The organism is Nocardia flavorosea (assembly GCF_015477805.1).
GTDB lineage: Bacteria > Actinomycetota > Actinomycetes > Mycobacteriales > Mycobacteriaceae > Nocardia > Nocardia flavorosea_A.
On sequence record NZ_JADLQL010000003.1, the window covers coordinates 350,906 to 377,515 of the forward strand.

The 26,610-nt window shown below is 67.8% G+C and carries 24 protein-coding genes; 16 read left to right on the forward strand and 8 right to left on the reverse strand.

Annotation, left to right across the window (positions count from 1 at the left end):
• Positions 1-88 precede the first annotated feature (88 nt).
• The 5 genes from IU448_RS16980 to IU448_RS17000 all read left to right on the forward strand — a co-directional run bounded on the left by IU448_RS16980 (position 89) and on the right by IU448_RS17000 (position 7,321).
• Entirely contained in the window at positions 89-2,668 is a 2,580-nt protein-coding gene (locus IU448_RS16980; RefSeq protein ID WP_195056905.1) for a bifunctional FO biosynthesis protein CofGH, read from the forward strand.
• Positions 2,669-3,035: 367 nt separating this feature from the next.
• Positions 3,036-3,359: a ferredoxin gene (gene fdxA / locus IU448_RS16985; RefSeq protein WP_195056602.1), complete on the forward strand. Its 324-nt coding sequence runs from the start codon at positions 3,036-3,038 to the stop codon at positions 3,357-3,359.
• A gap of 13 nt (positions 3,360-3,372) precedes the next feature.
• Positions 3,373-4,485 carry a succinyldiaminopimelate transaminase gene (gene dapC, locus IU448_RS16990; protein ID WP_195056603.1) on the forward strand — a complete coding sequence of 371 codons (1,113 nt, stop codon included), beginning with the start codon at positions 3,373-3,375 and terminating at the stop codon, positions 4,483-4,485.
• Between the two features lie 204 nt (positions 4,486-4,689).
• Positions 4,690-6,327, forward strand: coding sequence for an L-glutamate gamma-semialdehyde dehydrogenase (gene pruA, locus IU448_RS16995; protein ID WP_195056604.1), 1,638 nt, complete (start codon positions 4,690-4,692; stop codon positions 6,325-6,327).
• Positions 6,328-6,361: 34 nt separating this feature from the next.
• The gene (locus tag IU448_RS17000) at positions 6,362-7,321 is read left to right on the forward strand and encodes a proline dehydrogenase family protein (RefSeq protein ID WP_195056605.1); all 960 of its coding nucleotides are present in this window, start codon (positions 6,362-6,364) and stop codon (positions 7,319-7,321) included.
• A gap of 16 nt (positions 7,322-7,337) precedes the next feature.
• On the opposite strand, the gene IU448_RS17005 is transcribed toward IU448_RS17000, so the two are convergent.
• Positions 7,338-8,204, reverse strand: a complete 867-nt coding sequence (locus tag IU448_RS17005) for an oxygenase MpaB family protein (protein ID WP_195056606.1) — start codon at positions 8,202-8,204, stop codon at positions 7,338-7,340.
• Between the two features lie 127 nt (positions 8,205-8,331).
• On the opposite strand from IU448_RS17005, the gene IU448_RS17010 reads away from it, so the two are divergent.
• The 3 genes from IU448_RS17010 (at position 8,332) to IU448_RS17020 (ending at position 10,929) form a co-directional block, all read left to right on the forward strand.
• Positions 8,332-8,970, forward strand: coding sequence for a TetR/AcrR family transcriptional regulator (locus tag IU448_RS17010; protein ID WP_195056607.1), 639 nt, complete (start codon positions 8,332-8,334; stop codon positions 8,968-8,970).
• Between the two features lie 87 nt (positions 8,971-9,057).
• Positions 9,058-10,497, forward strand: coding sequence for an acyl-CoA synthetase (locus IU448_RS17015; RefSeq protein WP_195056608.1), 1,440 nt, complete (start codon positions 9,058-9,060; stop codon positions 10,495-10,497).
• A 63-nt stretch (positions 10,498-10,560) separates the two neighbouring features.
• On the forward strand, positions 10,561-10,929 hold the full coding sequence (locus tag IU448_RS17020) for a PPOX class F420-dependent oxidoreductase (protein WP_195056609.1): 369 nt from the start codon (positions 10,561-10,563) through the stop codon (positions 10,927-10,929).
• 212 nt (positions 10,930-11,141) lie between these two features.
• Here the strand turns inward: IU448_RS17020 and dapD are convergent, their stop codons facing one another.
• Complete coding sequence (gene dapD, locus IU448_RS17025; protein ID WP_195056610.1) at positions 11,142-12,089, reverse strand: 2,3,4,5-tetrahydropyridine-2,6-dicarboxylate N-succinyltransferase; 948 nt, start codon at positions 12,087-12,089, stop codon at positions 11,142-11,144.
• A 61-nt stretch (positions 12,090-12,150) separates the two neighbouring features.
• Between dapD and dapE the strand changes: the two genes are divergently transcribed.
• The 4 genes from dapE to IU448_RS17045 all read left to right on the forward strand — a co-directional run bounded on the left by dapE (position 12,151) and on the right by IU448_RS17045 (position 15,729).
• The gene (gene dapE, locus IU448_RS17030; RefSeq protein ID WP_195056611.1) at positions 12,151-13,248 is read left to right on the forward strand and encodes a succinyl-diaminopimelate desuccinylase; all 1,098 of its coding nucleotides are present in this window, start codon (positions 12,151-12,153) and stop codon (positions 13,246-13,248) included.
• Complete coding sequence (locus IU448_RS17035) at positions 13,245-13,823, forward strand: TIGR00730 family Rossman fold protein (protein WP_195056612.1); 579 nt, start codon at positions 13,245-13,247, stop codon at positions 13,821-13,823. Before dapE ends, IU448_RS17035 begins: the two co-directional genes overlap by 4 nt.
• Positions 13,824-13,912: 89 nt before the next feature.
• Complete coding sequence (gene folP, locus IU448_RS17040; protein ID WP_195056613.1) at positions 13,913-14,794, forward strand: dihydropteroate synthase; 882 nt, start codon at positions 13,913-13,915, stop codon at positions 14,792-14,794.
• On the forward strand, positions 14,791-15,729 hold the full coding sequence (locus IU448_RS17045) for a glucosyl-3-phosphoglycerate synthase (protein WP_195056614.1): 939 nt from the start codon (positions 14,791-14,793) through the stop codon (positions 15,727-15,729). The genes folP and IU448_RS17045 overlap by 4 nt, the downstream gene beginning before the upstream one ends.
• A 233-nt stretch (positions 15,730-15,962) precedes the next feature.
• Here the strand turns inward: IU448_RS17045 and IU448_RS17050 are convergent, their stop codons facing one another.
• The 6 genes from IU448_RS17050 to sigE form a co-directional block, all read right to left on the reverse strand.
• Complete coding sequence (locus IU448_RS17050; RefSeq protein WP_195056615.1) at positions 15,963-16,586, reverse strand: hypothetical protein; 624 nt, start codon at positions 16,584-16,586, stop codon at positions 15,963-15,965.
• Between the two features lie 401 nt (positions 16,587-16,987).
• Positions 16,988-17,848, reverse strand: coding sequence for a hypothetical protein (locus IU448_RS17055; protein WP_195056616.1), 861 nt, complete (start codon positions 17,846-17,848; stop codon positions 16,988-16,990).
• A gap of 51 nt (positions 17,849-17,899) precedes the next feature.
• A complete protein-coding gene (tatB, locus tag IU448_RS17060) occupies positions 17,900-18,316 on the reverse strand; it encodes a Sec-independent protein translocase protein TatB (RefSeq protein ID WP_195056617.1) in 417 nt (138 codons plus the stop codon).
• 33 nt (positions 18,317-18,349) lie between these two features.
• Positions 18,350-19,891, reverse strand: coding sequence for a S1C family serine protease (locus IU448_RS17065; RefSeq protein ID WP_195056618.1), 1,542 nt, complete (start codon positions 19,889-19,891; stop codon positions 18,350-18,352).
• A gap of 10 nt (positions 19,892-19,901) precedes the next feature.
• A complete protein-coding gene (locus IU448_RS17070) occupies positions 19,902-20,288 on the reverse strand; it encodes a hypothetical protein (protein WP_195056619.1) in 387 nt (128 codons plus the stop codon).
• A gap of 180 nt (positions 20,289-20,468) precedes the next feature.
• Positions 20,469-21,119 carry an RNA polymerase sigma factor SigE gene (sigE, locus tag IU448_RS17075; protein ID WP_416383021.1) on the reverse strand — a complete coding sequence of 217 codons (651 nt, stop codon included), beginning with the start codon at positions 21,117-21,119 and terminating at the stop codon, positions 20,469-20,471.
• 452 nt (positions 21,120-21,571) lie between these two features.
• On the opposite strand from sigE, the gene IU448_RS17080 reads away from it, so the two are divergent.
• From IU448_RS17080 to IU448_RS17095, 4 genes are all read left to right on the forward strand, one after another.
• Positions 21,572-22,204, forward strand: coding sequence for an O-methyltransferase (locus IU448_RS17080; protein ID WP_195056620.1), 633 nt, complete (start codon positions 21,572-21,574; stop codon positions 22,202-22,204).
• A gap of 674 nt (positions 22,205-22,878) precedes the next feature.
• Positions 22,879-23,637, forward strand: coding sequence for a TetR/AcrR family transcriptional regulator (locus IU448_RS17085; RefSeq protein WP_195056621.1), 759 nt, complete (start codon positions 22,879-22,881; stop codon positions 23,635-23,637).
• Positions 23,638-23,962: 325 nt separating this feature from the next.
• Positions 23,963-24,883, forward strand: coding sequence for an ABC transporter ATP-binding protein (locus IU448_RS17090; protein ID WP_195056622.1), 921 nt, complete (start codon positions 23,963-23,965; stop codon positions 24,881-24,883).
• Positions 24,880-26,535, forward strand: a complete 1,656-nt coding sequence (locus IU448_RS17095; RefSeq protein WP_195056623.1) for an ABC transporter permease — start codon at positions 24,880-24,882, stop codon at positions 26,533-26,535. Before IU448_RS17090 ends, IU448_RS17095 begins: the two co-directional genes overlap by 4 nt.
• Positions 26,536-26,610 lie beyond the last annotated feature (75 nt).

Below are 26,610 nucleotides of genomic sequence, written 5' to 3' on the forward strand. Positions count from 1 at the left end.
AGCCTCGACCTGCACGGAATAGCCCGCGATACAGCGGGGTTGTGAACGCTCGACGACCTGGGAGGAGACAGTTCCGGATGTGTACCGCATGATCGAGGGCGTGACCGAACTACCCGAACCGACCGTCCCGACCCCCGTGCCCACGCCGTCCGCCATGCGACGGGCGTTGCGCCGGGCGCGCGACGGGGTCACGCTGAACGCCGACGAAGCCACCGTGCTGCTGCATGCTCGCGACGATGATCTGGCGGATCTGTGCCGCAGCGCCGCCCGGGTGCGCGACGCCGGCCTGGCGTCGGCCGGACGCCCGGCCACCATCACCTACTCGCGCAATGTCTTCATCCCGCTGACCCACCTGTGCCGGGACACCTGTCATTACTGCACCTTCGTCACTGTGCCCGGCAAATTGCGCGCACAGGGCCGCGGAATGTTCCTCGAACCCGACGAGGTACTCGAAATCGCCCGCCGCGGCGCCGAACTGGGGTGCAAGGAAGCGCTCTTCACCCTGGGTGACCGGCCCGAGGCGCGCTGGCCCGAGGCAGCGCAGTGGCTCGACGAACGCGGTTACGATTCCACGCTGGACTATCTGCGCGCGGTCTCCATCCTGGTGCTCGAGGAAACCGGTCTGCTGCCGCATCTGAATCCCGGCGTGATGTCCTGGGAGGAGATCTCCCGGCTGAAACCGGTCGCCCAGTCGATGGGGATGATGCTGGAGACCACCGCGACCCGGCTGTTCACCGAGAAGGGCAACTGCCATTACGGCAGCCCCGACAAGGATCCCGCGGTGCGGTTGCGTGCGATCACCGACGCCGGCCGGCTCTCGGTTCCCTACACCACCGGAATCCTGGTGGGTATCGGCGAGACCATCGCCGAGCGGGCGGATACGATCCTGGCGATCCGGAAGTCGCACAAGGCGTTCGGCCATATCCAGGAAGTCATCGTGCAGAACTTCCGCGCCAAGGACGATACCGCCATGCGGCACGCCCCCGACGCCGATATGTCCGAATTCCTGGCTACCATCGCGGTGACACGGTTGCTGCTCGGCCCGGATGTCGCGGTGCAGGCGCCACCGAACCTGGTGTCCGGTGCGGAATGCCGGGCGCTGCTCGAAGCCGGTATCGACGACTGGGGCGGTGTTTCACCGGTGACCCCCGATCACGTCAACCCGGAACGGCCGTGGCCCAATCTCGATACGCTCGCCGAACTCACCGCGAGCGCCGGGTTCGAACTGGTGGAACGCACTTCCGCGCATCCGAAATATGTCCGGGCCGCGAACCCGTGGATCGACCCGCGGATCGGTGCCCACGTCGCCGCGCTCACCGATCCTGAGACGGGCTTGGCGAAAACAGGCGCGCTTCCCGTCGGCCTGCCCTGGCAGGAACCGGACGAATCCTGGGAATCCGCGGGCCGGACCGATCTGAACACCGCCATCGATACCGACGGGCGTAATACCGATACCCGCAGCGATATCGACAACGCGTTCGGCGACTGGGACACCATTCGCGAACAGGTCCGCGATCTCGCCGCCGCGCCGCAGCGGTTGGACGCCGATGTGCTGGCCGCGCTGCGGGCCGCCGAGAAGGACCCGGCCGGACTCACCGACGCCCAATACTTGGCGCTGGCGACCGCGGACGGCCCCGACCTGGACGCCGTCGCCGGACTCGCGGATCAGCTGCGTCGCGATGTCTGCGGCGACGACGTCACCTATGTGGTGAACCGGAACATCAACTTCACCAATATCTGCTACACCGGCTGCCGATTCTGCGCGTTCGCACAGCGTAAAGGCGACGCCGACGCGTTCACCCTCAGCACCGAGGAGGTGGCCGACCGTGCGTGGGAGGCGTACGTGGACGGCGCCACCGAGGTCTGTATGCAGGGCGGTATCGACCCCGATCTGCCGGTCACCGGATACGCGGATCTCGTGCGGGCGGTGAAGGCCCGTGTCCCGTCCATGCATGTGCACGCGTTCAGCCCGATGGAAATCGTCAACGGCGCATCCCGCGGCGGCGAAAGTGTCCGCGACTGGCTGACCGCGTTGCGCGAAGCCGGACTCGGCACCATCCCCGGCACGGCCGCCGAAATCCTCGACGACGAGGTCCGCTGGGTGCTCACCAAGGGCAAACTGCCGGCGTCGGCCTGGATCGACGTCGTCACCACCGCGCATCAGGTGGGCATACGGTCGAGTTCTACCATGATGTACGGGCACGTCGACAACCCGAGCCATTGGGTCGGTCATCTGCGCGTACTGCGCGGCATCCAGGACGAGACCGGCGGTTTCACCGAATTCGTACTGCTGCCGTTCGTGCACCAGAGCGCCCCGCTCTACCTCGCGGGCGCCTCCCGGCCCGGCCCCACCAACCGCGACAACCGCGCCGCGCACGCCCTGGCCCGGATCATGCTGCACGGCCGGATCGACAACATCCAGACCAGTTGGGTGAAACTCGGCACCACCGGAACCCGGGTGATGCTGTGCAGCGGTGCCAACGACCTCGGCGGCACCCTGATGGAGGAAACGATCTCCCGGATGGCCGGATCCCAGCACGGCTCGGCGAAAACGGTGGCCGAACTCACAGAAATAGCCGAAGGAATCGGTCGCCCCGTCCGTGAACGCACCACCACCTACGGAATCCCCCCGAGCCGCGGCCCGGTCCCCGGCCTGGAACTGGTCTGAGGGAGGTAACCAGCGCGAACCCGGCCGACTGCGCTGGTCCTCCGGCCTCCTTCCAACTCCCCCGGACCGTTCACCACTCCGGGTGGGGCCCGCCCGGTTCCGGAGCGACGGAGCGGGGGAGCGAAGCGGAGGAGTGAAGAACCGGGCCTCCAAGGGCCCCACCCTCGAGACGCGGAGCGTCTCCAAAATTACAGCCCGCCCCTTCACGAATGGCCGGCCTCGAGAAGGGATCAACCGGCCCCGGCCGTGCCGGTGTAGGTGGCGCAGAATATTAGGACAGGCTCACCGGGGGTAGCGTTTGGGGCGCGAGGAATACTTGTGCACGGGCGCAGTTACCCGGAGAAGAAGGAAGACTAGGAGAGCGGGAGTGACCTACATCATCGCCGAACCGTGCGTTGACGTGAAGGACAAGGCGTGCATCGAAGAATGCCCCGTGGATTGCATCTACGAGGGCGGTCGCATGCTCTACATCCATCCCGACGAATGCGTTGACTGTGGTGCGTGTGAACCGGTCTGCCCGGTGGAGGCGATCTTCTACGAGGACGACACCCCCGATCAGTGGACCGGCTACGTCAACGCGAATGTCGATTTCTTCGACGAACTGGGTTCGCCCGGCGGCGCGACCAAACTCGGCAAGGTCGATTACGATCCGCCGTTCATCAAGGAACTGCCGCCGATGGCCGAGGATTAAGAGCGTTCGGTAGATGAGCACTGAGGTAACGCATCGTCGCCGGGTGAGCGCGGCGCTGCCCGATTTCCCGTGGGACACGCTCGCCGGTGTGAAGGCGAAGGCGGCGGCGCATTCCGGTGGGCTGGTCGATCTGTCGGTCGGTACCCCGGTGGATCCGGTGGATCCGCTGATCCGGGCGGCGTTGAGTTCGGTCGCCGAGGTGCCCGGTTATCCCACCACCCATGGCACGCCCGAATTGCGCGCGCAGGCCGTGGCCGCGTTGGCGCGGCGGTTCGGGATCACCGGGGTGGGCGAGGCGGCTGTGCTGCCCGTTATCGGAACCAAGGAACTGATCGCGGGGCTGCCGCGGCTGCTGGGGCTGGGCGCCACCGATCTCGTGGTGATTCCGGAGGTCGCGTATCCGACGTATGAGGTCGGTGGCCTGCTCGCCGGCACCCGGATTTTGCGTGCCGACGGTCTCACCCGGCTGGGGCCGGAGAAACCCGCTCTGATCTACCTCAACTCTCCCTCGAACCCGACCGGCAAGGTGCTGGGTGTGGAGCACCTGCGCAAGGTGGTGTCCTTCGCCCGGGAGCGTGGCGTGATCGTGGCCTCGGACGAGTGCTATCTGGGTTTGGCTTGGGACGAACCGGCCGTATCGATCCTGGATCCGCGGGTGTGCGAGGGCGACCACACCGGCTTGCTGGCGGTGCATTCGCTGTCGAAGACTTCGAATCTGGCCAGTTACCGGGCGGGTTTCGTCACCGGCGACCAGGATCTGGTGGCCGAACTGCTGGAGGTGCGCAAGCACTCCGGCATGATGGTGCCATTCCCGATCCAGGCGGCGATGTCGGCGGCGCTGGCCGACGACGAGCACGAATCCGTTCAACGGGAGCGCTATCGCGCGCGCCGGGAAATCCTGCGCTCCGCCCTGCTGGGCGCGGGTTTCCGGATCGACCACTCCGAAGCCGGCCTGTACCTGTGGTCCACCCGCGACGAGCCCTGTCGTGACACCCTGGACTGGCTGGCCGACCGCGGTATCCTCGCCGCCCCCGGCGATTTCTACGGCCCCGCCGGCTCCCGGCACGTCCGCATAGCCCTCACCGCCACCGACGAACGAATAGCCGCCGCCGCCGCTCGTTTGTGAGCAGGGCCCTCAGCGTCCGGGTGGGCTCCCGGCTCGTACCATCCCCAGGCACCACCCGCGCGGCCGAGTTTCAGTGAGGTTCTGGAAGGGTTCCGGCCACGAGAAAACGAACGTGACCACCCGCGCTGGCGAGTCCGGCGCAAAAAAGACCCAGCAATCCGCGTCGTCGGGGGCGGGGCCGGAAAATAGAGTTAGCCTGGGCGTATGGACGCTGTCACAGTTGTCCCGACCCCCGTGAACGAACCGGTGCATACTTACGCGCCGGGCAGCTCCGAGCGGGAGCTCCTGCTCGGCAAGCTGGCCGATATCTCGGGCACCACACTCGACATTCCCCTGGTCATCGATGGTAAACACCGTCCCGGGATCGGCGAGCGCCGCGAGATCGTCGCACCGCATCGGCACCGGCAGGTGCTCGGGATCTACACGAATACCACGCACGATGAAGCCGCCGCCGCGATCGAAGCGGCGACTGCTGCCGCGCCCGCTTGGCGCGCGCTTCCGTTCGACGAACGCGCCGCGGTGCTGCTACGGGCTGCCGATCTGCTGTCCGGTCCGTGGCGGGAGACCTTGGCCGCGGCGACGATGCTGGGGCAGTCGAAATCGGCGGCGCAGGCCGAAATCGACGCACCGTGCGAATTGGTCGATTTCTGGCGGTTCAACGTGTCGTTCGCGCGCGGCATTCTGGCGCAACAGCCGCAGTCGAGTCCGGGCGTCTGGAACCGGCTCGATTATCGGCCACTGGAGGGTTTCGTCTACGCGATCACGCCGTTCAACTTCTCGGCTATCGCGGGGAATCTGCCAACTGCCCCGGCTTTGATGGGCAATACCGTGGTGTGGAAACCGTCGCCCACGCAGACGCTGGCCGCGTATTACACGATGAAACTGCTGGAGGCCGCGGGGCTGCCGCCGGGGGTTATCAATATGGTCACCGGGGACGGGAGAGAGCTTTCGGAAGTGGCGCTCACCGATCCGCGGCTGGGCGGTATCCATTTCACCGGGTCGGCGCCCACGTTCCAGTATCTGTGGAGTCAGGTCGGTGCCAACCTCGGCCGTTATCGCGGGTATCCGCGGCTGGTCGGGGAGACCGGCGGGAAAGATTTCGTCGTCGCGCATCCGTCCGCGGAACCGGCCGCGCTGCGTACCGCGCTGATCCGCGGCGCGTACGAGTACCAGGGGCAGAAATGCTCGGCTGCGTCGCGCGCGTATCTGCCGCGTTCGCTGTGGCGGGTGATGAGCGACGATTTCTTCGGGATCGCCGATTCATTGAGTTATGGAGATGTCGCGGATCTGTCGAAATTCGGCGGGGCCTTGATCGACCGGCGCGCCTACGACAAAAGCGTGCGGGCGATCGAGCGCGCCCGTTCGGCGAATGTGCCGATCCCGGTGGGCGGCACCTATGACGACAGCGAGGGCTGGTTCGTCCGTCCGACCGTGCTGCTGGCGGAGGATCCCCGCGACGAATCGTTCGCCACCGAATATTTCGGCCCGATTCTCTCGGTATACGTGTACGACGACAGCGTGCCCGGCACGTGGGAGAGCATTCTGGCCGAAGTGGAATCGGCGGCCCCGTACGCGCTGACCGGCGCCGTTTTCGCGCAGGACCGGCAGGCGGTCGAGGAGGCTTCCGCACGGTTGCGGTTCGCGGCCGGCAATTTCTATGTGAACGACAAACCCACCGGCGCGGTGGTGGGGCAGCAGCCTTTCGGTGGCGCCCGGGCCTCGGGTACCGACGACAAGGCCGGATCTCCGCTGAACCTGCTGCGCTGGGTGGCGCCACGGGCCATCAAGGAGACCTTCGTCCCGCACACCGATCACCGGTATCCGCATATGGAGCGGGGATGAACTGGCGAGTTCGCGTGGTGTTCCGGGAGGCCGGGTGAATCCGCTGCGCCCGGCGATCCTCGCGGCCGCCGGGTCCGATCGGGTGAAACGGACGCTGATTACCAGCCGGGTGAGCGCCGCCCTCGTCCGCCGCTTCGTGCCTGGGGAGACGCGGTCGGAGTTGGTTGCCGGGGTTCGGGAACTGCTGGCGAGCGGGCGGGCGGTGAGCGTGGACTTCCTCGGCGAGTACACCACCGACCGTGCGCAGGCCGACGCCGCGGTCGCCGAATATCTGGCGCTGATCAACGACCTCGCGGCATTGGACACCGCTGCTGTCCCGGCCGGCGCGGCACCGCTCGAGGTTTCGGTCAAACTCTCGGCGCTCGGCCAGTGGCTGGGCCCGGATGGGCCGGCGATCGCCACCGAGAACCTGCGCGTGCTCTGCACCAAGGCCGCGGAGTCGGGGGTATGGGTCACCGTGGACGCCGAGGACCATACGACCACGGCGGCCACCCTCGCCGCCGTTCGGCGGGTACGGTCGGATTTTTCCTGGTTGGGCACGGTGATCCAGGCATACCTGTACCGCAGCGTGGACGACTGCCGGGACCTCGCGGACGCGGGCGCACGGGTGCGTCTGTGCAAGGGCGCCTACCGGGAGCCGGCGACAGTGGCCCACCAGCGCCGCGCCGACGTGGACAGCGCGTATCTGCGCTGTCTGCGGGTGTTGATGCAGGGCTCGGCCCGGCCACTGGTGGCTTCGCACGATCCCGCGCTGATCGCTGCCGCGACCGATCTCGCCGCCCGGACCGGGCGCGGTCCCGGCGAGTGGGAGTACCAGATGCTGTACGGCATCCGTACCGGCGAACAAGAGCGGCTCGCCGGTCGCGGCGAGTTCGTCCGGGTCTACGTGCCGTACGGGAATCAGTGGTACGGCTACCTGATGCGCCGCCTCGCCGAACGCCCCGCCAACCTCGGTTTCTTCCTGCGCGCCCTGGCGACGCCCGCGCGGACCTGATGCCGCGCCGGGGGCCTCAGACCAGTGGTTTGCCCTTGCGCATGCGGCGGCGCATATCCCACAGGTAGTAGTTCATCGGGAACTGGCGCAAGGCCCGGGGCTGGAGTTTCAGACTCGAGCCTATGACCTTCATCGTGCGGTCGAACCAGCGCTGATTGCTCGTGGTCCAGCTCAGGCTCATCTTCCGGCGGATCTGCGGGGGCAGGCAGCCGGTGACGACGAACCGGTGGAACCCGGCCGATACCCACCGCACCGGTAGCGGCAGCATCTTCAGGTCGATGAGGTCGTTGAAATAGGCGCGGGTGGTGTCGTCGATGTCGAGGTTGTCCAGGTTGTTCTCCCAGAACTGCCAGAACGCGGCCCGGTTCGGCGGCCACATTTCGGGGCGCACCTGCAGGGTGGTGCCGAGCCGGATGCTGTGCGCGTAGAAAGTGTCGGCGGTGGCTTCGTCCATGGGGCCCTGGACTTTTTCCAGGAGGTCGACGAATCCGAAGTACAGGCAGGCCGCGACCCAGAGTTGGAGCTGGGGGTCGAAGGCGTTGTATTTGACCGGGCTGGTGGGTTTGGTGCGGATGCGGCGGTGGACTGTGTTGACCGCGAGCCGGTAGGCGTCGCGTTCCTTCTCGGTGCCCAGCATGGCGACCGCCAGATAGGTGAGGGTGGTGCGCAGCCGCTTGAACGGGTGCTCCATCACGTTGCCGCTTCTGACATCGCTTTCCATGACGCCGTAGGCGACCGGCCGCAAACCCAGCTGCATGATCACGTTCGCCATGCCGCCGAGGAAGGCGGTGATTCCGACGATATGGTCTTCGACGTCGAAATCGGGGGCGGGGAGCGGGCGGGGTTCGGGTTCGCTCGGTGACATGGGCTGGGGAACGGTCATCGGTGACCTCTTTCCTGTGAGAGGATTATATGATAACCATCTCATTCACTCTATCGGGCGTCAACCGTCATCGTAGTTGTGCGATGCTTACTGTGTCATTGCGTCACCGAACGCGAGAGGTGCCGAGATGGGTGCGCTGGCTCAACTGCTGCCACTGGTGCGATCGCCGCGCCGCGATCACGACCAATCGGTGCTTGCCGCCGCGCTACAGGCGTTCCTCGATTTCGGGATCAAACGCACCAGCATGGTGGAGGTCGCCCGGCGCGGCGGGCTCTCGCTGGCCACGCTGTACCGCCGGTTCTCCAGCAAATCCGATCTGATCCAGGCCGTAGGGCTGCAACAGACCCGTGAGTTCATCGACGGTGTCGATGCCGCGGTGCAACGGCAGATCGACCGCGACGCCGGTGCCGAAGACCAGATCGTCGAATTGTTCGTGGCCTTCCTCGACGGTCTGCGCGGTAACCGGCTGCTGGACCGGCTGCTCGATACCGAACCCGAGATCGTGCTGCCCTACCTGACCACCAAGGGCGCCCCCGTCATCGAACTCGGCCGCGACTACCTCGCCGAGTTCGTCACCCGGTTGCAGACCGAAGGAAAACTGCCGGCCTACGATCCGCTGCCGGTGGCCGAAACGGTCGCGCGGACCGCATTATCACTGGCACTGACTCCGCAGACGGTGATTCCGCTGGACGACGATATCGCCGTCCGGCAGTACGCCCGCGATCATGTCGCGGTCTCGTTCCGGGTACCGATCGCGGATACCTGAATCCGGGCCGAACCGCCCGGCCGCCGGGCACCCCACGACCGGGTAGGTCTGCGAAACCGCGGCGGCACCGGGCAGTAGGTTGGGCGCATGTCCCTCGCGCCGCGTCTGCTCCGATCGCTGGACCCACTGGCCGTCGCCGCGGGAGCCGATATACCCGACGCCGTCACGATCGACGGAACCACCTTTTCGCGCAGTGATCTGCTCGGTGCGGCCACTTCGGTGGCGGAACGGATCGCCCGCGCGGAACGGGTCGCGGTACTGGCCCGCCCCACGGCATCCACCGTGCTGGCCGTCGTCGGCTGCCTGATCGCCGGAGTGACCGTGGTGCCGGTACCACCCGATTCCGGTACCGCCGAACTCGACCATATGCTCGCCGATTCCGGGGCACAGGCGTGGCTGGGGGAGGCGCCGGAAGGTACCGCGCTACCGGTGGTCCCGGTGCGCCGGCACGCGCGGTCGTGGCATACCTACCCCGAGCCCGACCCCGCCGCGCCGGCGTTCGTGCTCTACACCTCCGGCACCACCGGCCTGCCGAAAGGTGTGGTGCTGAGCCGGCGTGCGATCGCCGCCGGACTGGACGCGCTCGCCGAAGCCTGGTCGTGGACCCCGGCCGATGTGCTGGTGCACGGCCTGCCGCTGTTCCACGTCCACGGCCTGATACTGGGTGTGCTCGGACCGCTGCGGGTCGGCAGCCCGCTCGTGCACACCGGGAAACCGACGCCTGCGAACTACGCCGCGACCGCGGGCACCATGTATTTCGGCGTGCCCACCGTCTGGACCCGGATCAGCGAGGATCCCGACGCCGCGAAACAGCTGAGCGCCGCGCGCCTGCTGATCTCCGGTAGCGCGCCGCTGCCCGCACCGGTGTTCGAGCGGTTGGCCGAACTCACCGGCCAGGCGCCGATCGAACGCTATGGGATGAGCGAAACGATGATCACGCTCTCCGCGCGCGCCGACGGCGAACGCCGGCCGGGCTGGGTCGGGGTGCCCGTGCGGGGCGTGCAGACCAGACTGCGGGACGAAGCGGGACAACCGGTGCCGCACGACGGTTCGAGTATCGGCGGTTTGCAGGTGCGCGGTCCCATGCTGTTCGACGGATACTTCGGCCGCCCGGAGGCCACCGCCGAATGCTGGACCGAGGACGGCTGGTTCCGCACCGGCGATGTCGCGGCGATCGACGCGGACGGATTCCACCGGATCGTCGGCCGGGAGTCGGTGGACCTGATCAAATCCGGTGGGTACCGGATCGGCGCGGGCGAGGTCGAAACCACCCTGCTGGGCCATCCCGGTGTCGCCGAGGTGGCGGTCGTCGGGCTACCGGATGCCGATCTGGGCCAGCGGATCGTCGCGTTCGTCGTCCCGCGCGGTTGCGCGCCCGCCGAACAGGAACTGATCGACCAGGTCGCCGGAGAGCTCTCGGCCCACAAGCGGCCGCGGGAGATCCGCTTTGTCGCCTCCTTGCCGAGAAATGCGATGGGCAAGGTGCAGAAGAAACAATTGAGCCGCGCCGAGGCACCGGAGGGGTGACCGCGCTGCCATGGACCCTACGGTATTGACCCCAACCGTACTCGAGGTCTTACCGTCGGCCCCATGAACGCGACCCTCGCTCCCGAACACCTCGACTACCTGGCCGGGCAACGGCTCGGCCGTTTGGCCACCGTAGGCCCGGACGGCGCGCCCCAGAACAACCCTGTCGGCTTCCGTTACAACCCCGACCTCGGCACCATCGATATCGCGGGCTGGAATATGGGCCGCTCACGCAAGTTCCGCAACCTCGCGAAGAACGACCGGGTCGCGTTCGTGGTCGACGATATCGCCTCGGTCCAGCCGTGGCGGGTGCGCTGCCTGGAGATCCGCGGTACCGCCGAAGCACTCACCGGTACCGCCACATACATCGGTACCGAACCCGGGGAGTTGATCCGCATCCACCCGGAACGCGTGATCGCCTTCGGGATCTGAGGGCGCCGTAGCCAGGAAACCCCACAACCGCCGGCCGGGCCCGATTCGCTGCCGATGATGTCGGCTCCGCCGAGGTAGGGAACTCGGATATCGGAACAGGTCTGTCCGTTCGAGGTATTCGGCAACCGTGTCGTTTCACCTGATGCGCTTCGCATATGGGGCTGCCCGCGTCCGAGTTCGTGAACCGGTGCCGGGATTACGGCGTGAGCCGGTCAGTTGTGCGCGTGCAGGGCTTCGTTCAGTTCGATGCCCGTTCCCGAGCGGGGAACGACCTCCACCGCACCGGTTTGCGAATTACGGCGGAACAGCAGGTTGTTCGTACCGCTGAGTTCCGCGGCCTTGATCACCTTGCCGTCCGGCGTGCTGACCTTGGTACCGGCGGTGAGGTAGAGGCCCGCCTCCAGTACGCAATCGTCGCCGAGCGGGATGCCCAGGCCCGAATTCGCGCCCAGCAGCGAGCGTTCGCCGATCGAGATGATGGTGGTTCCGCCGCCGGACAGGGTGCCCATGGTGGACGCCCCGCCGCCGATATCGGAGCCGTCGCCCACCACGACGCCCGCCGAGATACGGCCCTCCACCATGGAGGTGCCGAGGGTGCCGGCGTTGAAGTTCACGAAGCCCTCGTGCATGACGGTGGTTCCGGCCGCCAGATGCGCGCCCAGCCGGACCCGGTCCGCGTCGCCGATGCGGACCCCGGCGGGGACTACGTAGTCGACCATGCGCGGGAACTTGTCGACGCTGTACACGGTGACCGGTCCACGGGCGCGCAGTTTCGCCCGGGTGGTTTCGAACCCTTCCACCGCGGCGGGCCCGTGGTTGGTCCAGACGACATTGGCGAGCAGGGCGAACTGTCCTTCCAGGCTCACCGAATGCGGGCGTACCAGGCGGTGGGACAGCAGGTGCAGGCGCAGATACACATCGTGTGCGTCGACCGGGGCCGCGGACAGGTCGGCGATGGTGGTGCGGACGGCGATCACCTCGACCCCGCGGGCAGAATCGGGACCCACCAGTTCGGCCAGTTCGGCGGGCGCCTCGGTGAGCCGCTCGGTGCCGTTCTCGGTGAACTCACCCAGCTGCGGGGCGGGGAACCAGGTATCAAGAACGGTTCCGTCGGTGGTCACGTTGGCGATGCCGATAGCGGTTGCTCCCTGAGTGCTCACGACACCGCAGCCTACCCACCAGCGTTTCCGCAGTGGTGCGGCACCTCTACGCTCGTATCCCGTGACCCTCGACCTGCACGCCGATCCCATCGCGCTGACCGCGGCCCTCGTCGATATTCCCAGCGTGTCCCGGGAGGAGGCCGCGATCACCACCGCCGTCGAAACGGCGCTACGCACCCAGACCAGCGGCTTCGAGGTGGTGCGCCGCGGCAACGTGGTGCTGGCCCGGACCGACCGGGGCCTACCCACGCGGGTGGTCCTCGCGGGGCATCTCGACACGGTGCCGATCGCGGACAACGTGCCGGGCCGGTTCACCGTCGAGAACGGGGCGGAGGTGCTGTACGGCTGCGGCTCGGTCGATATGAAATCGGGGGACGCGGTATTCCTGCATCTGGCCGCCACCATTGCCGAACCCGCCCACGATCTGACCCTGATCTTCTACGACTGCGAGGAGATCGCCGCCGAGTTCAACGGCCTGAACACCATCGAACGCGAGCTGCCGGAATGGCTGGACGCCGATCTGGCGATCCTGGGCGAACCCTCCGGCGGCTGGATCGAGGCCGGTTGCCAGGGCACGCTGCGGGTCCGGTTGAGCACGGCCGGGGTGCGGGCGCATTCGGCGCGTTCCTGGCTCGGTGACAATGCGCTCCACCGGCTCGCGCCCGTCCTGACCCGGTTGTCGGAGTATCGGGCGCGGGAGGTCGATATCGACGGCTGCCGCTACCGGGAAGGGCTGTCTGCGGTGCGCGTCGAGGGCGGGGTTGCCGGGAACGTCGTTCCGGATTCCGCCGCGGTGGAGGTGAACTTCCGGTTCGCACCCGACCGCACCGTCGCGCAGGCGACCGAACACGTCCGGGAGGTTTTCGCCGGCCTGGAACTGGACTTCACGGTGACCGACGCGGCACCCGGCGCGCTGCCCGGGCTCACCGCCCCCGCGGCGCAGGGGCTCGTCGACGTGGTCCGGGCGCACGGTTCGGCCGGAATCCGCGCGAAATACGGCTGGACCGATGTCTCCCGGTTCGCCGCCCGCGGTATTCCGGCGGTGAACTTCGGCCCCGGCGACCCCAATCTCGCGCATAAACGCGACGAACACGTCCCGCTGGATCAGATCACCGCCGTCACCGAGATGCTGCGCGCCTACCTGGAGGGGAACCAGTGAACCCACGACCGTTCGCCGTCTGCGTGTACTGCTCCGCGAGTACCACCGACCCCGGCCATCTGGCGCTCGCGGCGCGGGTGGGTACCGAGATAGCCCGGCGCGGCTGGCAGTTGGTGTCCGGTGGCGGGCATGTGTCGATGATGGGCGCGGTGGCCTCCGCGGCCCGCGCCGGCGGCGCCGACACCATCGGCGTCATCCCGAAACATCTGGTGCATCGTGAGGTCGCCGATGTGGACGCCGACGAGTTGATCGTCACCGACACCATGCGCCAGCGCAAACAGGTCATGGAAGACCGCGCCGACGCCTTTCTCACCCTTCCCGGCGGTATCGGCACGCTCGAAGAGTTCTTCGAGGCGTGGACCGGTGGCTACCTCGGCCAGCACACCAAACCCATGGCGATCCTCGACCCGGGCGGACACTACTCCGGTCTGTTCTCCTGGCTCGCCGAACTCCACGACCGCGGCTTCGTACCGCAACAGGCCCTCGACCTCATCACCGTCACCGCGGACCTGTCCGAAGCGTTCGCCGCGCTGAACCCGCAGCCACCCCAGGACGCGGTGCTCCGGGCGGTCTGACGGTACGTAGCCGCGGGGGTCGCGGGTGGATCGACAACGCCTAGGGGGCCGGAACCTGCCCGCCACCGGCGCGCCAATAAGCTCAGCTCATGTTCGAACCTGTCCGTCCGGCGCCGACATTGTGCGGCCGGACGGTGGCGGCGGACCGTGCGCTGGTCATGGCCATTGTGAATCGGACCCCGGATTCGTTCTACGACCGGGGCGCCACCTTCGGTGACAGTGCTGCGCTGGCAGCGGTGGACCGGGCCGTCGGCGAAGGGGCCGATCTCGTCGATATCGGCGGGGTGAAGGCAGGCCCCGGGGAGACGGTGGACGCCACGGAGGAAGCGCGGCGCGTGGTGCCGTTCGTCGCGGCGATCCGCGCGAAATATCCCGACCTGCTGATCAGTGTCGACACCTGGCGTGCGGAGGTCGCGCGGGCCGCGGTGGCCGAGGGCGCCGATCTGATCAACGACACCTGGGCCGGTGCCGATCCGGAACTGGTGCCCGTGGCCGCGGCGACCGGAGCCGGGATCGTATGCAGCCATACCGGTGGTGCGGTACCGCGGACTCGCCCGCATCGGGTTCGTTACCCCGATGTGGTGGCGGAAGTGACCGATGCCGTTGTGCGAGCCGCGGAGGCGGCGGTGGCGGCGGGTGTACGCAGGGACTCTGTGCTCATCGACCCCACCCACGATTTCGGCAAGAACACCTATCACGGGCTCGAACTGTTGCGCGCAGCGGACGTTCTTGTAAAAACCGGGTGGCCCGTCTTGATGGCGCTGAGCAACAAGGATTTCATCGGAGAGACATTAGGTGTCGGACTTTCCGAACGGCTGGAGGGCACATTGGCGGCAACTGCTTGGGCAGCCGCGGCCGGTGCTCGCGTTTTCCGGGTGCACGAGGTCGCAGCGACCCGGCATGTGGTCGACATGATTGCCGCGATCCAGGGTATCCGGCCCCCGGTACGAACTCTGCGAGGTCTCGTATGAAACTCTCACACCACGAGCCCGGCTGGGCCACGACGAATACCTGGGATACACCCGAATGGGCGGTGGCCGATCTGGTCGCCGCGAAGGCCGGACGCACCGTCTCGGTGGTGCTGCCGGCGTTGAACGAGCAGGACACGGTCGCCGATGTGGTGGCCAGTATCCGGCCGCTGCTGGGCAGTCTGGTGGACGAGCTGGTGGTCCTCGACTCGGGTTCGACGGATGCGACCGCCGAACGTGCCCGCGCGGCCGGCGCCGAGGTAGTCACCCGGGAGCAGGCGGTGCCCGAGCTCGAACCCGTACCGGGGAAAGGGGAGGTGCTGTGGCGTTCGCTGGCGGTGACCAGCGGTGATCTGGTGGCCTTCGTCGACTCCGATCTGATCGACCCGGATCCGGCCTTCGTGCCGAAACTGCTCGGACCCCTGCTGACCACCCCGGACCTGCATCTGGTGAAGGCCTACTACCGGCGCCCGCTGCGGCACGGCGGTGAGGTCGACGCGCACGGCGGCGGGCGGGTCACCGAACTCGTGGCCCGGCCGCTGCTCGCCGCGTTGCGGCCCGGCCTGACACCGGTACTGCAACCGCTGGGCGGGGAATACGCGGGGACCCGGGAGCTGCTCACCGCGGTCCCGTTCGCGCCCGGGTACGGAGTCGAGATCGGGCTGCTGCTCGACACCTTCGACCGGTTGGGGTTGGCGGCCATCGGTCAGGTCAATCTGGGGGTCCGAACGCACCGCAACCGCCCGCTGGCCGATCTCGGGGTGATGAGCCGGCAGATTCTGGGCACCGTACTGGCCCGCAGCGGGGTGCCGGATTCGGGTGCGGCGCTCACTCAGTTCCCGCTGGTCGGCAACGAGTTCACCCCGCACAGCACCGCCGTGGATCTGGTCGACCGGCCGCCCATGAACACGATCCGCCCAGACGTGGCGGCTGCCTGAGCCCGATCTCTGGACGCGGCGGTTGCCTGGGCTCGGTTTCTGGACGTGGCGGTTGCGGCGATCCGGACCGGGTTGCGTCGTCGGTGGACTGGGATCTTCCGGCCCTGGGGCCGGCGAACGGTTGGTCTGGTCGGGACGGCGAAGGGAACGACCGGTAAACGGCCCCCGGGTTGACCGAATTGCCGCCGCGGCCGCGGGTCGTCGCCGGGCCGCCGGCACACTATAGGTGCTGCCTACGATCGTCGATCGTCGGTGGGCTTCTCTGACTTCCGCGCCGGGTTGTCCGGTTCAGGCTGCGTCGGGTCCTGGTCCGGTTCGTGTTCGTCCGGCGCTGCGGTAGTCGATTGCTCGGCCTGCTCGCCGGTGGACTCCAACGGGCTGCCGACGGCGGTTTCCCCGGTGGTCGCGGTGGTGCTCTCGGCCTCCGTCTCGCTGTGGATCGTGGACTCGCCGCCGGTTGCGGCTTCCGGGGTTCCGGCGCCGGAGCTCGCGGCGGTCGACGCGGATTCGGGACTGGACCCGGAGCCGGTTGTGGGCGTGCTTCCGGTCGTGGGATCGGCTGCGGGCGGGGGCGTGGTCTCGGGCGCGGTGCCGGACTCCGCTGGGGTGCGGGGTCGTTCGGTGGTGGCCGGCTCCGATCCGGGGGCAGTGGCCGTATGGTCGCCGGATTCCGCGGAGTCTGCGGATTCTTCCGGCTCGTCGCGTTCGTGTTCGAGGCGGGCCTGGAGTTCGGCGACAGTGACGTATTCGGTGTCCGCCGAGCCGGGATTGCGCAACCACAGGATCACAGTGACCAGCAGTCCGGCCACGACCAGAATCACCGCCACGATGACCAACGCGTCCACCTGCGCCTCCACGAATTACCTTGTCGGAGCCGGACACGCCGGAGGCACTATGCGCACCTATCGGTGCTGTTTCACGGTTACCGGGCTTTTCCCCGAATTCGGCGAAATGCAGGCGGCAGACCGTATGACCCCAGCGTCAGCGCCAGCGTAGCAATATCGTTGACAAGCCAATATTCGTTGTCGCTATCGACGATTCCGGGCGTGTCGGGAATTGTCGTGCGGATACGAATTCACTGCCTCCGAAAGACGCGGGCGGGTGCCTGCGTCGAGGAATACCGGGCCCGTAGTGCCGTCGCCATCAGCCCGTAGCGCCGCCGCTATCGGGTCTGGGGGTGCCGCCGCTGCCGGGTCCCTGGGTGCCGGGTTCGGCGGGTGGTGGTGCCGGGGTCAGGGGTGGCCGCGGTGGCCGGTGGTCAGCGGCGCTGGCGCACCGGCCGCAGCCGTGAATCGACCGGGTCGTGCAGGTAGACCGGTGTCAGCAGGTCCGCGTCCACCGGCTCTCCGGTCCCGCGTTCGTACCGGACCCCGATCAGCACCGAGAACCGGCGATTGGCCGCCCGTTCGTGCAGGGTGGCCAGCCGGGTGGCCAGCAGCCGGACCGCGCCGAGCGAACCGGGCGGGTGCAGACCGTCGATCACCAGCACCGTGCCCCGGCCGTCCGGCCGCGGTAGCCGGGCCAGATAGGCGATATCGTGCGGGTCCGGACTGGCGGGCCGGTAGATACGGCGGGCGGCTCGATCTTCGATACCGCGCCGTCCGTCGCCGGGCCGGGCGACCGCTCGCCGCAGCCGCGGATCGCCGGCGATGAGCTGGCGCAGGCTCGGCGAGAGTTCCGGGCCGCCGAGCACGATGAGACCGTCCCGCAGGAGGTCCACCGGCCGTCCGGGTGCGAACGGTTCGATTGTCACCCCGAAACCCAGCTCCTCGAGCTGTTCGGCGAGCCGCGCAGCGGCTGCCGGGTCCGGTGCGCCGATCAACCGGCCGGCACGCGTATCGGGGACCAGCAGGGTGAGCGGGCCGTGGCCGAAGAACAATCCTTCCGGCGCCGGGCCCTGGGTACTCACCTGATGGATCCGGGCGCGGGAAAGTCCCGCCGCGGCCCCTATTCTGGCGAAAGTCCACCCTTCGGCGTGCAACTCCCGGATTACCGCACGTCGAATTCGAGTGAGCTCGTTGATGGTTTGCTGAGCCGCTGCGACACCCTCCGTTGCGGCCTTGAGTCGCTCGACTTTGTCCTCGATCGCGAATATTCGCGCCACGTCATCGGCCGACATGTGCGAAGTGTAGACATCAGGCCCCTGAACGGCGTCTAGAGCAGTTGACGATCAGGTGGCGTCGGTGTCGATCGGCGGCCGCTCATTATGTTCGAGTGGTTTATTCTGTTGCGCTCGCGGGTAATCTGGCATCCCGCTGGCGCCGCCGAGGATATCCCTGCTGTCCGGCAAGGAACCGTCGAGGTTCTTGAAGAGGGAATCGTCGCCGTTCAGAAGATGTTTGGTCACCACCGACCGCGGAGACATCCCACGTAATTCCTGGAGATCGGCGATCGGTTTTCGCAGCTCGTCGAATTCCGGCCCGAGTTCGGAGCGCAATTGCGACGTCGCGCCGGTCGCGTAATCGCGGACCTGGCGCAGAGTGCGCGCAGTCCACCGCGCGGCGCCGGGTAACCGTTCCGGGCCGAGGATTACGAGGGCGGCGACGAGCAGGACGAGCATCTCGCCCCACCCGATACTGCTGAACACCTCACCAGATTACCCGGCGCCGCGGGTGGTGGATCAGTCGGAGGCGAGCGTCACGGGAATGTCCACCTGCCGGCCTTCCCGGATGAGCTGGACGTTCACCGTCTGGCCGATATCGTTGCTCTGTACCGCCACGACCAGTTCGTCGGGGTTGGTGACCTCCCGGTCGCCCACCCGCACGATCACATCGCCCTCGACGATCCCGGCATTCGCTGCCGGACTCCCCGGCTGCACATCGGCGACTTCCGCGCCGCTCATAACCTCGTTGGCGACGGTTTTCTGGCGGGCGCTCACGCCGATCACCGGGTGATGGATCGAGCCGTCGCGGATGAGAGTCTGCGCGACCTCGGTCATCTGGTCGACAGGGATCGCGAAGCCGAGTCCGACGGATCCGCCGCTCTCGCTGCGGATCGCGGTGTTGATGCCGATCACCCGGCCGTCCGCGTCCACCAGCGCGCCACCGGAGTTGCCGGGGTTGATCGAGGCATCGGTTTGCACCGCATCGATCACGGCCTTGGTATCGCTGCCCTCACCTTCCAATTTCACCGGGCGGTGCAGGGCGCTGACGATGCCGGAGGTCACCGTTTTGCTCAGGCCCAGCGGTGAGCCGATGGCCAGAACGGCGTCACCGACTTGGACGTCGCCGGATTTACCCAACTCGGCAACAGTGAGATTTTTCACATCCACCTTGAGGACCGCGAGATCGCTTTTCGGGTCCCGGCCCACGATATTGGCCGGTGTGCGGGTGCCGTCGGAGAAGGTGATCTGAATACGCGCCCGGCCGGACGTATCCTGTGCCGCCATCGAGATCACATGGTTGTTGGTGACGATATAGCCGTTGCCGTCGATCACCACCCCGGATCCGGTTGCGCCGTTCTCGCCGACAGTGGTGCGGATGGAAACCACCGAGGGCAGTACCGCATCGGCGACCTGAGCGATCGGTCCGTGCGGCTGCTCACTGTCACTCTGCTCCAGGCTGACCTTGCGCGAGGTCAGCGTGGAGGCGGTCTCCGCTGTCAGCCGGCCCACGAGACCTCCGACCAGGCCTATCGCCAGCGCGATCGCGGCCAGGATCAGCAGCGCGCGCGGCGCGACCCGGGAGCCGAAAAGGACCTGCCGGGCCGACAGCTTCTCCGCCTGCGGCAGTGTGCCGGCGGCCGGCGCCGGGAACGCGGGCGCACCCAGCCGGGCCTGCGCATCGGGATCGCGCCAGGGGTCCGCCGGTCCCGCGACCGGGGGTGTCTGCGAACCGGCCGCCGGGTCGCGCTGGAGCAGTTCGGTGGAACCCGGCGGGCGGCCGAACGCTTCGGCCAGAACCGCGGCCGGAGGCCCCTTGGGCGCGACCGGCGCCGGCTCGTTGTCGTTACGGCCGTTGCGCGCGGCGAACGATCCGGACTGCCCGGCCGGCCGGCGGAAGGCATGCGCGGTATGTGAGTCCACATGGGGCCGGTAGACCGGGCGCGGTGCCAGCACCGGCGCCCCGGGCGGGCGCAGCGTGCCGTTCTCGGCCGCCGTGCCGTTTTCGTCCGCCGAATCAGGTGTATCGGCAGGGGAATTGTGCGTCGATTCGGAACTCACGCGGCAAACTCTACTTGCGCCACCATGCCGACCACCGGAAGCTGTCGAAGGTCGCGGAAAACGACTGACCAGATAATCCGAATACCGCCTCGTTACGTGGATTTGCGGGAGAATTCGGCTCGGCCGGTGGTTCGGCGAGCGGAATACGCGACAGGCTGTCGTGCAGGCCGGTGGGCACTGATACCTGAGTGGCCCGGCGCAGCGCGATCCTGGCCTGCTGCTGGGCTTCCACCTCGGCAGCGCATTCCGGGCAGACCGAAAGATGCTGGGCCGCTCGCAGATACGGGTTCATTCGCAGTTCACCATCGACATAGGCGGCGACCGCCTCGCTCGCCAGATGCTCGGTGGAGTGGAACTGCGGGGGACGACGACCGGGCGTACTGGAGTCGCCACTCATTCGCTGTCCATCCTTCCCAACCGACATCGCTGACCGCCGGGACCCGGCGTCACGGTCGCCGGACCCGAAGCTCGCCTCGGTATCCCATCCGAGACTCGCCCCGCTTCCTTACACGAGGCTCGCCTCGGTGTCTTAAGCGAGGCTCGCCTCGGTGTCTTAAGCGAGGCTCGCCTCGGTGCCTTAAGCGAGGCTCGCCTCGGCGGCGAAACGTTCCTGCACTCCATTATGCGCAAGATACTCGCGCAGTGCCTGCCGGCCGCGATGGATACGGCTGCGAACAGTACCCAGCTTCACTCCGAGCGTCGCGCCGATCTCCTCGTAGGAGAGACCTTCGATATCGCAGAGCACGACCGCGGCCCGGAATTCCGGGGCCAGCGAATCCAGCGCCGACTGCAGATCGGGATCGAGCCGGGCGTCGTGGAATACCTGCTCGGGGCCAGGGCCCTCGGCGGGCACCCGGTCGTAGTCCTCGGGTAGCGCCTCCATCCGGATCCGGCTGCGGCGGCGGACCATGTCCAGGAAGAGGTTGGTGGTGATGCGGTGCAGCCAGCCTTCGAACGTGCCGGGCTGATAACTGGACAGTGAACGGAAGACCCGGATGAACGTCTCCTGGGTGAGATCCTCGGCGTCCTGCGCGTCGCCGGAGAGGCGGTAGGCCAGCCGGTACACCCGATCGGCGTGTTCCCGGACCAGTTCGTCCCAGGTGGGCATGACCGCGCGGTCGCCGGTGGCGTCGAAGGCGGCGGTGCCGGTGAGGGGAAGTTCGTCGAGTTCCCCGGCCTCCGCGGATGCGGCGTCGTAGTCCTCGGCTCTGTCGTCGATAGTGGACATATCGGGCACCTCCATCAGGGCGTCCGGCGAAGCGGGATGGTTTGTCACCAGGTCTCGGTGTGCGGCTACCTCGCGACCGGGCCCGGGAAACGGGGTCGGGCCGAATTCTTCCCGGCCGGGCAGGGTGTATCCGGCTTCGACTGCCGGAAGTCCGGCCGGGGACAGCTCGGGCAAGGTGGCGGACTCGCGTGCCGCATCGACCATGTGGATGGTGACAACCTCCTTCATCGGGACCGAGGCGTAGGCTCGAAGCAGTGGCCCGGTTCACGGGCCACCTTTACCGGTTACAACGGCCGGGTTGTGCTCCGTTGTTCCCGGCCGAGGCGTTCGATCGGCTGGTCTTGCGTGGGCCCTACTCTTCACTGTCCCCGTGTGGGCTGGGTGTGGGTAGCCTGAGGGACACCTGAGAATGTTGCGACCAGCTTCGCCGCGTTTGGCATAGCCTCGAGTGCGTGGCATCGAACCTGGAGCGAAATCTCGCCTACGTCGAAGAATCCGTCGTGGAGGACGAGGTACTGATCAACGCCCGCGAGCGGGCCACCGAACTCGGTGCGGCCCCGGTGCCGCCGTCGGTCGGCGCACTGCTCAGCATGTACGCGCAGTTGCTGGACGCGCGGGCGGTGGTCGAGGTGGGAACCGGTGCCGGGGTCAGCGGGCTATGGCTGCTCGACGGTATGCGCGAGGACGGCACCCTGACCACCATCGACCCCGAGCCCGAACATCAGCGAGCCGCGAAAGAATCGTTCCGGGCGGCTGAGATTCCCCTGGCGCGGACCCGCCTGATCAACGGCCGCGCACTGGATGTGCTGCCCCGGCTCGCCGACGGCGCCTACGACCTGGTCTTCGTGGACGGCGCACCCATCGAGCATCCGCAGTACATCGCGGAGGCGGTGCGGCTGTTGCGGCCCGGGGGCGCGGTACTGCTGCACAATGCGCTGCTCGGCGGGCGGGTCCCGGACCCGGCCCACCGGGATGCCGCCACGCAGGCGGTACGTTCGGCGACCCGGTTCATCGCCGAGGATCCGGGATTGACCAGTGTGCTCATTCCCCTCGGCGACGGATTGCTCTGCGCATCGAAAGGGTAGCTGCGCCGCCCTGGAACGATCACGGCGCGCCCGCCGCGCTCCAGGAAGGCGTCCTGGCCGCCGGACCGGCCGTGCCGCGGGATTCCCTCATGGCTGGTCCGTCGGCTCCCCCCCGGCCCCACCGCGCCGGTCGGTCACTCGCGGGCCGGTATCGCACGCTTCCGGCGGCGGAAAACAGCCGCGGCAGAGGACACGGACTTCTGGGATGAGTTGAGCCGATGAACACCACTCGGAGCGATGTCGGCCACCGGTGCGCGGCGATACCGATTGCCGCCACTGGTCGGGTGTCGTAGCGCGCAGGACATCGGCGAGATCGGTAGACGGCAAGTCATCGGTCAGTGGCCGTGGCCGGTACCCGGGTATCGCCGGTCGACCGGGCCGCGCGAATCACCCCGGCCGGCGGTGGGGCGTTCCCTGGTGCCGGGGCGTAGCTGTTCTCGAACTCGCCCCTCGGCGCGAGGTTTCGGGCGATTGACAGGGCGGCGTCTGCGGCGGCCGCCTGCCAGTTCTTTCACGGCCGGGCGTGTGCGCCGTTTCACGCAGGTGGACGGACATTTCGAGGTTGCGGTGGTGGGGCCTCGCGGCGCTCTCGTTCACGTGTGGATTCTTCTTGACGGAATTTCTACGGTCGTACCTCTTGCGCCTTGACTGAACAACTGTTTAGCGTATTGAACATGCGTTCAAGCGATGATTTGACCACCCGGGCACGTATCCGTGATGCGGCCGTCGCGCTGTTCGGCGAACAGGGCTTCGGTGTCGGAGTGCGGGCCATCGCAAAGGCCGCAGGAGTATCGCCCGGGCTGGTCAACCACCATTTCGGGTCCAAGGACGGGTTGCGTCGCGAATGCGACGACTACATACGGGGAGTGATCCGTGACGCGAAGATGAGCTTCATGAACCGGCCCTCGGCCGGGAATATGCTGCAGCAGCTGGCGGAGATCGAAGAGTTCGCTCCGATCATCGCCTACCTGATGCGCAGCTTCCAGGCCGGCGGCGATCTGGCCGCAACGTTGTTCGAGCATATGGTCGCCGACGTCGAGGAGTACCTGGCGGCCGGTGTGGCGTCGGGGGCGCTGCGTAAGCCCCGGGATATGCAGGCCATGGCGCGGTACCTGGCCACGACCAACGGTGGCGGCATGCTGATGTTCCTGCAGACGCACACCCCAGCGGACGGAGTGGTCGACTACCGGCAGGCCCTGCGCGAGTACGCCGATCAGATGATGCTGCCCGCGCTCGAGATCTACACCGAGGGCCTGCTCGCCGACTCGTCGATGGTGGACGCGTTGCGCGCGGCCGGGCCGGGGTCCGGTGCGAACCCGGATACCGGCACGGGCCCGGCCGACCAGGAGGCGGCGGCCACCGATGACCGGAGCGGCGCCCGAACCGCGGATCCGGGCGCAGGAAATGCCGGCGAGACAGCGGCCGGGCCCTGAACACGGTTCCGCTTCGGAGCCCGCAGCAGAACCGGGCACCGATCGCCGCGGAGAATCAGGCCGCCCCGGCCGCGGGATACGGTCCGTGCACCTGCGGGCGGCGCCGCCACGAATGATCCGGCGAAGCCGCTGTGGAAGATACGGCCGGGCCGGCGCATGAGAAGCAATGGCCGGGCTCCGCTGTGCATGCCGTGGGCGACCGGGCCCGCTGTGCCGGAGTCGATCGGCCCCGGCTCCGGGAAATCGGCAAATCGCAGCCGGCTGTCCGGTGCATGCGCACCTATTCGTTCCAGATTTCTATTTCTGTTTCCAACAAGGAGATTCGATGATTTCGGCAATTGAGATCCGGGATCTGCACAAGCACTTCGGCCGGGTCCGCGCACTCGACGGACTGAATCTGCAGGTGTCCGACGGTGAAGTCCACGGATTCCTCGGGCCCAACGGAGCCGGGAAATCCACCACCATCCGGATCCTGCTGGGACTGCTGGCACGTACCAGCGGTGAGGTGCGGATGCTCGGCCGCGACCCCTGGGCCGAGGCGGTATCGCTACATCGCGAAATCGCCTACGTTCCGGGTGACGTAACCCTGTGGCCGTCGCTGAGCGGCGGCGAGACCATCGACCTGCTCGCGGCGATGCGCGGCGGTCTCGATACCGCGCGGCGCGCCGAGCTGATCGAACGGTTCGAGCTCGATCCCCGCAAGAAGGCGCGCACGTATTCCAAAGGTAACCGGCAGAAGGTAGCGCTCATCTCCGCGTTCTCCTCGCATGCCCGGTTACTGCTGCTCGACGAGCCGACCTCCGGCCTGGACCCGCTGATGGAACAGGTGTTCCGCGAATGCGTCGCCGAGGCGGCCGGACGCGGGGCCACCGTACTGCTGTCCAGCCATATCCTCTCCGAGGTGGAAGCCCTGTGCGAGCGGGTCACCATCATCCGGTCCGGGCGCACGGTGGAAAGCGGCACGCTGGCCTCCATGCGGCATCTGAGCCGCACCTCCATCACCGCGGAACTGACCGGTGACCCCGGCGATATCGCGGCGCTACCGGGGGTGGCGGATGTGAGCCTGGACGATCACACGCTGCACTGCCAGGTGGACGGCGAACATCTCGCCGAACTGGTCCGGGTACTCGGCGACACCGGCGTGCGCAGCCTGATCAGCCGGCCGCCGACGCTGGAGGAGCTGTTCATGCGGCACTACTCGGTGAACGGCCGGGAGGCCGGCGAATTGCAGGAGGTACGGAAATGACCACGGCCGTGGCCGGCGCCCGGCCGAGCATGTTCGACACGATGTCCGCGGGTACCGAATTCACCGGCACCCTCCGGCTGCTACGCCTCTATCTGCGGCGGGACCGGATCGTGGCGCCGCTGTGGATCCTGCTGCTGTCCGTGCCTTTGGGGTCGGTGTATGTGGCCAGTATCGAATCGGTGTACCCGACCGCGGCCGACCGCGCCTCGTTCGCGGCCACCATTCTGGCCAGTCCGGCGCAGCTGGCGATGTACGGGCCGGTCTACGACACCTCCCTCGGTGCCGTGGGAATCTGGAAAGCGGGGATGTTCCACACCTTGATCGCCGTGGCCACCATCCTCACGGTGATCCGGCACACCCGGGCGGAAGAGGAGTCCGGCCGCACCGAAGTGCTGGCCGCCACCTCCATCGGCCGGTACTCGAGCCTGGCGGCGGCGCTACTGCTGGCCCTCGGCGGTGCACTGCTGACCGGTCTCATCGGGGCGGCGAGCCTGACCGCGGCCGGTGTTCCGGCCGCCGGATCACTGGCTTTCGGGCTCGCGCTCGCCGGGTCGGGGATGGTATTCGCGGCGGTTGCCGCCGTAACCGCACAGGTCTGCTCGGGGGCCCGGCTCGCTCGCGGGCTGGCGTTCGCGACGCTCGCGGTGACCTTCACCCTGCGTGCCGTGGGCGACGCGCAAGCGGGTGCGGGGCCGGTCAACCCACTGACCTGGTTGTCGCCGCAGGGCTGGTCGCTGCAGGTCCGGCCCTATGCGGGCGACCACTGGTGGGTGCTGCTGTTGCATCTGGCGCTGCTCACGATCATGGTCGCGGTGGCCTTCACCCTGTTGCGCCGGCGCGATGTCGGCGCCGGCCTGCTCGCCGAACGACTCGGGCCCGCGGCGGCCGGCCCCGCGCTGACCGGCCCGTTCGGTCTGGCGGTCCGGCTGCAGCGCGGCGCTCTACTCGGGTGGGGTATCGGAGTCGGACTGTACGGCCTGGTGATCGGGAGCATCGTCAACGGTATCGGCGACAGTTTCGGCAGCAACGACACCCTGCGTGAGCTGATCACTCGGATGGGCGGCACGGATTCGCTGGAGGATTCGTTCGTCAGCTACGCGTTCACCATGCTGGGGATCGCGGGCGCGGCGTACGCGGTTTCGGCGGCGCTGCGGATGTTCGGCGAGGAGAACGGTCACCATGCCGAATCGGTACTCAGCGGCGCAGTCGGCCGGATCCGCTGGGTGGCCTCTCATCTGGTGTTCGCCCTCGGCGGCCCGGTGGTGATCATGCTGACCGCCGGTCTGCTCGGCGGGCTGGCCTACGGAATCGCCGCCGGTGATATCGGCGGCACACTGCCCGGAATGCTGGCGGCCGCGCTGGTCCAGCTGCCCGCGATCTGGTTCTTCGCGGCGGCCACGGTTGCGCTGTTCGGTCTGGTGCCGCGCTGGACGCCGGTGGCGTGGGGGTTGCTGACCGCCGCGATCGCGGTCTTCCTGCTGGGCTCCATCTCCGGTGCCCCGCAATGGCTGCGGAATCTGGAGCCGTTCAGTCACGCACCGAAGGTGCCGGGCGTGGAATACAGCGTGACTCCCACGCTCCTCGTCACGGCCGTCGCCGTGGTGCTGCTGGCGGTAGGACTGGCCGGAATGCGCGGCCGTGACGTGCGCTGACCCTGTTGCGAGGGATGCGGCCGTGTATTCCGAGACCTACCGCTCGGAAGCACGGCCGCTTCGGTGCGGCCGGTA

What these genes read in the sequence shown, in the direction of transcription:
- IU448_RS16980 (WP_195056905.1), top strand. Translation starts at nt 89, where the DNA reads ATGATCGAGGGCGTGACCGAACTACCCGAACCGACCGTCCCGACCCCC.
- dapC (WP_195056603.1), top strand. Translation starts at nt 3,373, where the DNA reads ATGAGCACTGAGGTAACGCATCGTCGCCGGGTGAGCGCGGCGCTGCCC.
- pruA (WP_195056604.1), top strand. Translation starts at nt 4,690, where the DNA reads ATGGACGCTGTCACAGTTGTCCCGACCCCCGTGAACGAACCGGTGCAT.
- IU448_RS17005 (WP_195056606.1), bottom strand. Translation starts at nt 8,204, where the DNA reads ATGACCGTTCCCCAGCCCATGTCACCGAGCGAACCCGAACCCCGCCCG.
- IU448_RS17010 (WP_195056607.1), top strand. Translation starts at nt 8,332, where the DNA reads ATGGGTGCGCTGGCTCAACTGCTGCCACTGGTGCGATCGCCGCGCCGC.
- IU448_RS17015 (WP_195056608.1), top strand. Translation starts at nt 9,058, where the DNA reads ATGTCCCTCGCGCCGCGTCTGCTCCGATCGCTGGACCCACTGGCCGTC.
- IU448_RS17020 (WP_195056609.1), top strand. Translation starts at nt 10,561, where the DNA reads ATGAACGCGACCCTCGCTCCCGAACACCTCGACTACCTGGCCGGGCAA.
- folP (WP_195056613.1), top strand. Translation starts at nt 13,913, where the DNA reads ATGTTCGAACCTGTCCGTCCGGCGCCGACATTGTGCGGCCGGACGGTG.
- IU448_RS17045 (WP_195056614.1), top strand. Translation starts at nt 14,791, where the DNA reads ATGAAACTCTCACACCACGAGCCCGGCTGGGCCACGACGAATACCTGG.
- IU448_RS17055 (WP_195056616.1), bottom strand. Translation starts at nt 17,848, where the DNA reads ATGTCGGCCGATGACGTGGCGCGAATATTCGCGATCGAGGACAAAGTC.
- IU448_RS17070 (WP_195056619.1), bottom strand. Translation starts at nt 20,288, where the DNA reads ATGAGTGGCGACTCCAGTACGCCCGGTCGTCGTCCCCCGCAGTTCCAC.
- sigE (WP_416383021.1), bottom strand. Translation starts at nt 21,119, where the DNA reads ATGTCCACTATCGACGACAGAGCCGAGGACTACGACGCCGCATCCGCG.
- IU448_RS17085 (WP_195056621.1), top strand. Translation starts at nt 22,879, where the DNA reads ATGCGTTCAAGCGATGATTTGACCACCCGGGCACGTATCCGTGATGCG.
- IU448_RS17090 (WP_195056622.1), top strand. Translation starts at nt 23,963, where the DNA reads ATGATTTCGGCAATTGAGATCCGGGATCTGCACAAGCACTTCGGCCGG.
- IU448_RS17095 (WP_195056623.1), top strand. Translation starts at nt 24,880, where the DNA reads ATGACCACGGCCGTGGCCGGCGCCCGGCCGAGCATGTTCGACACGATG.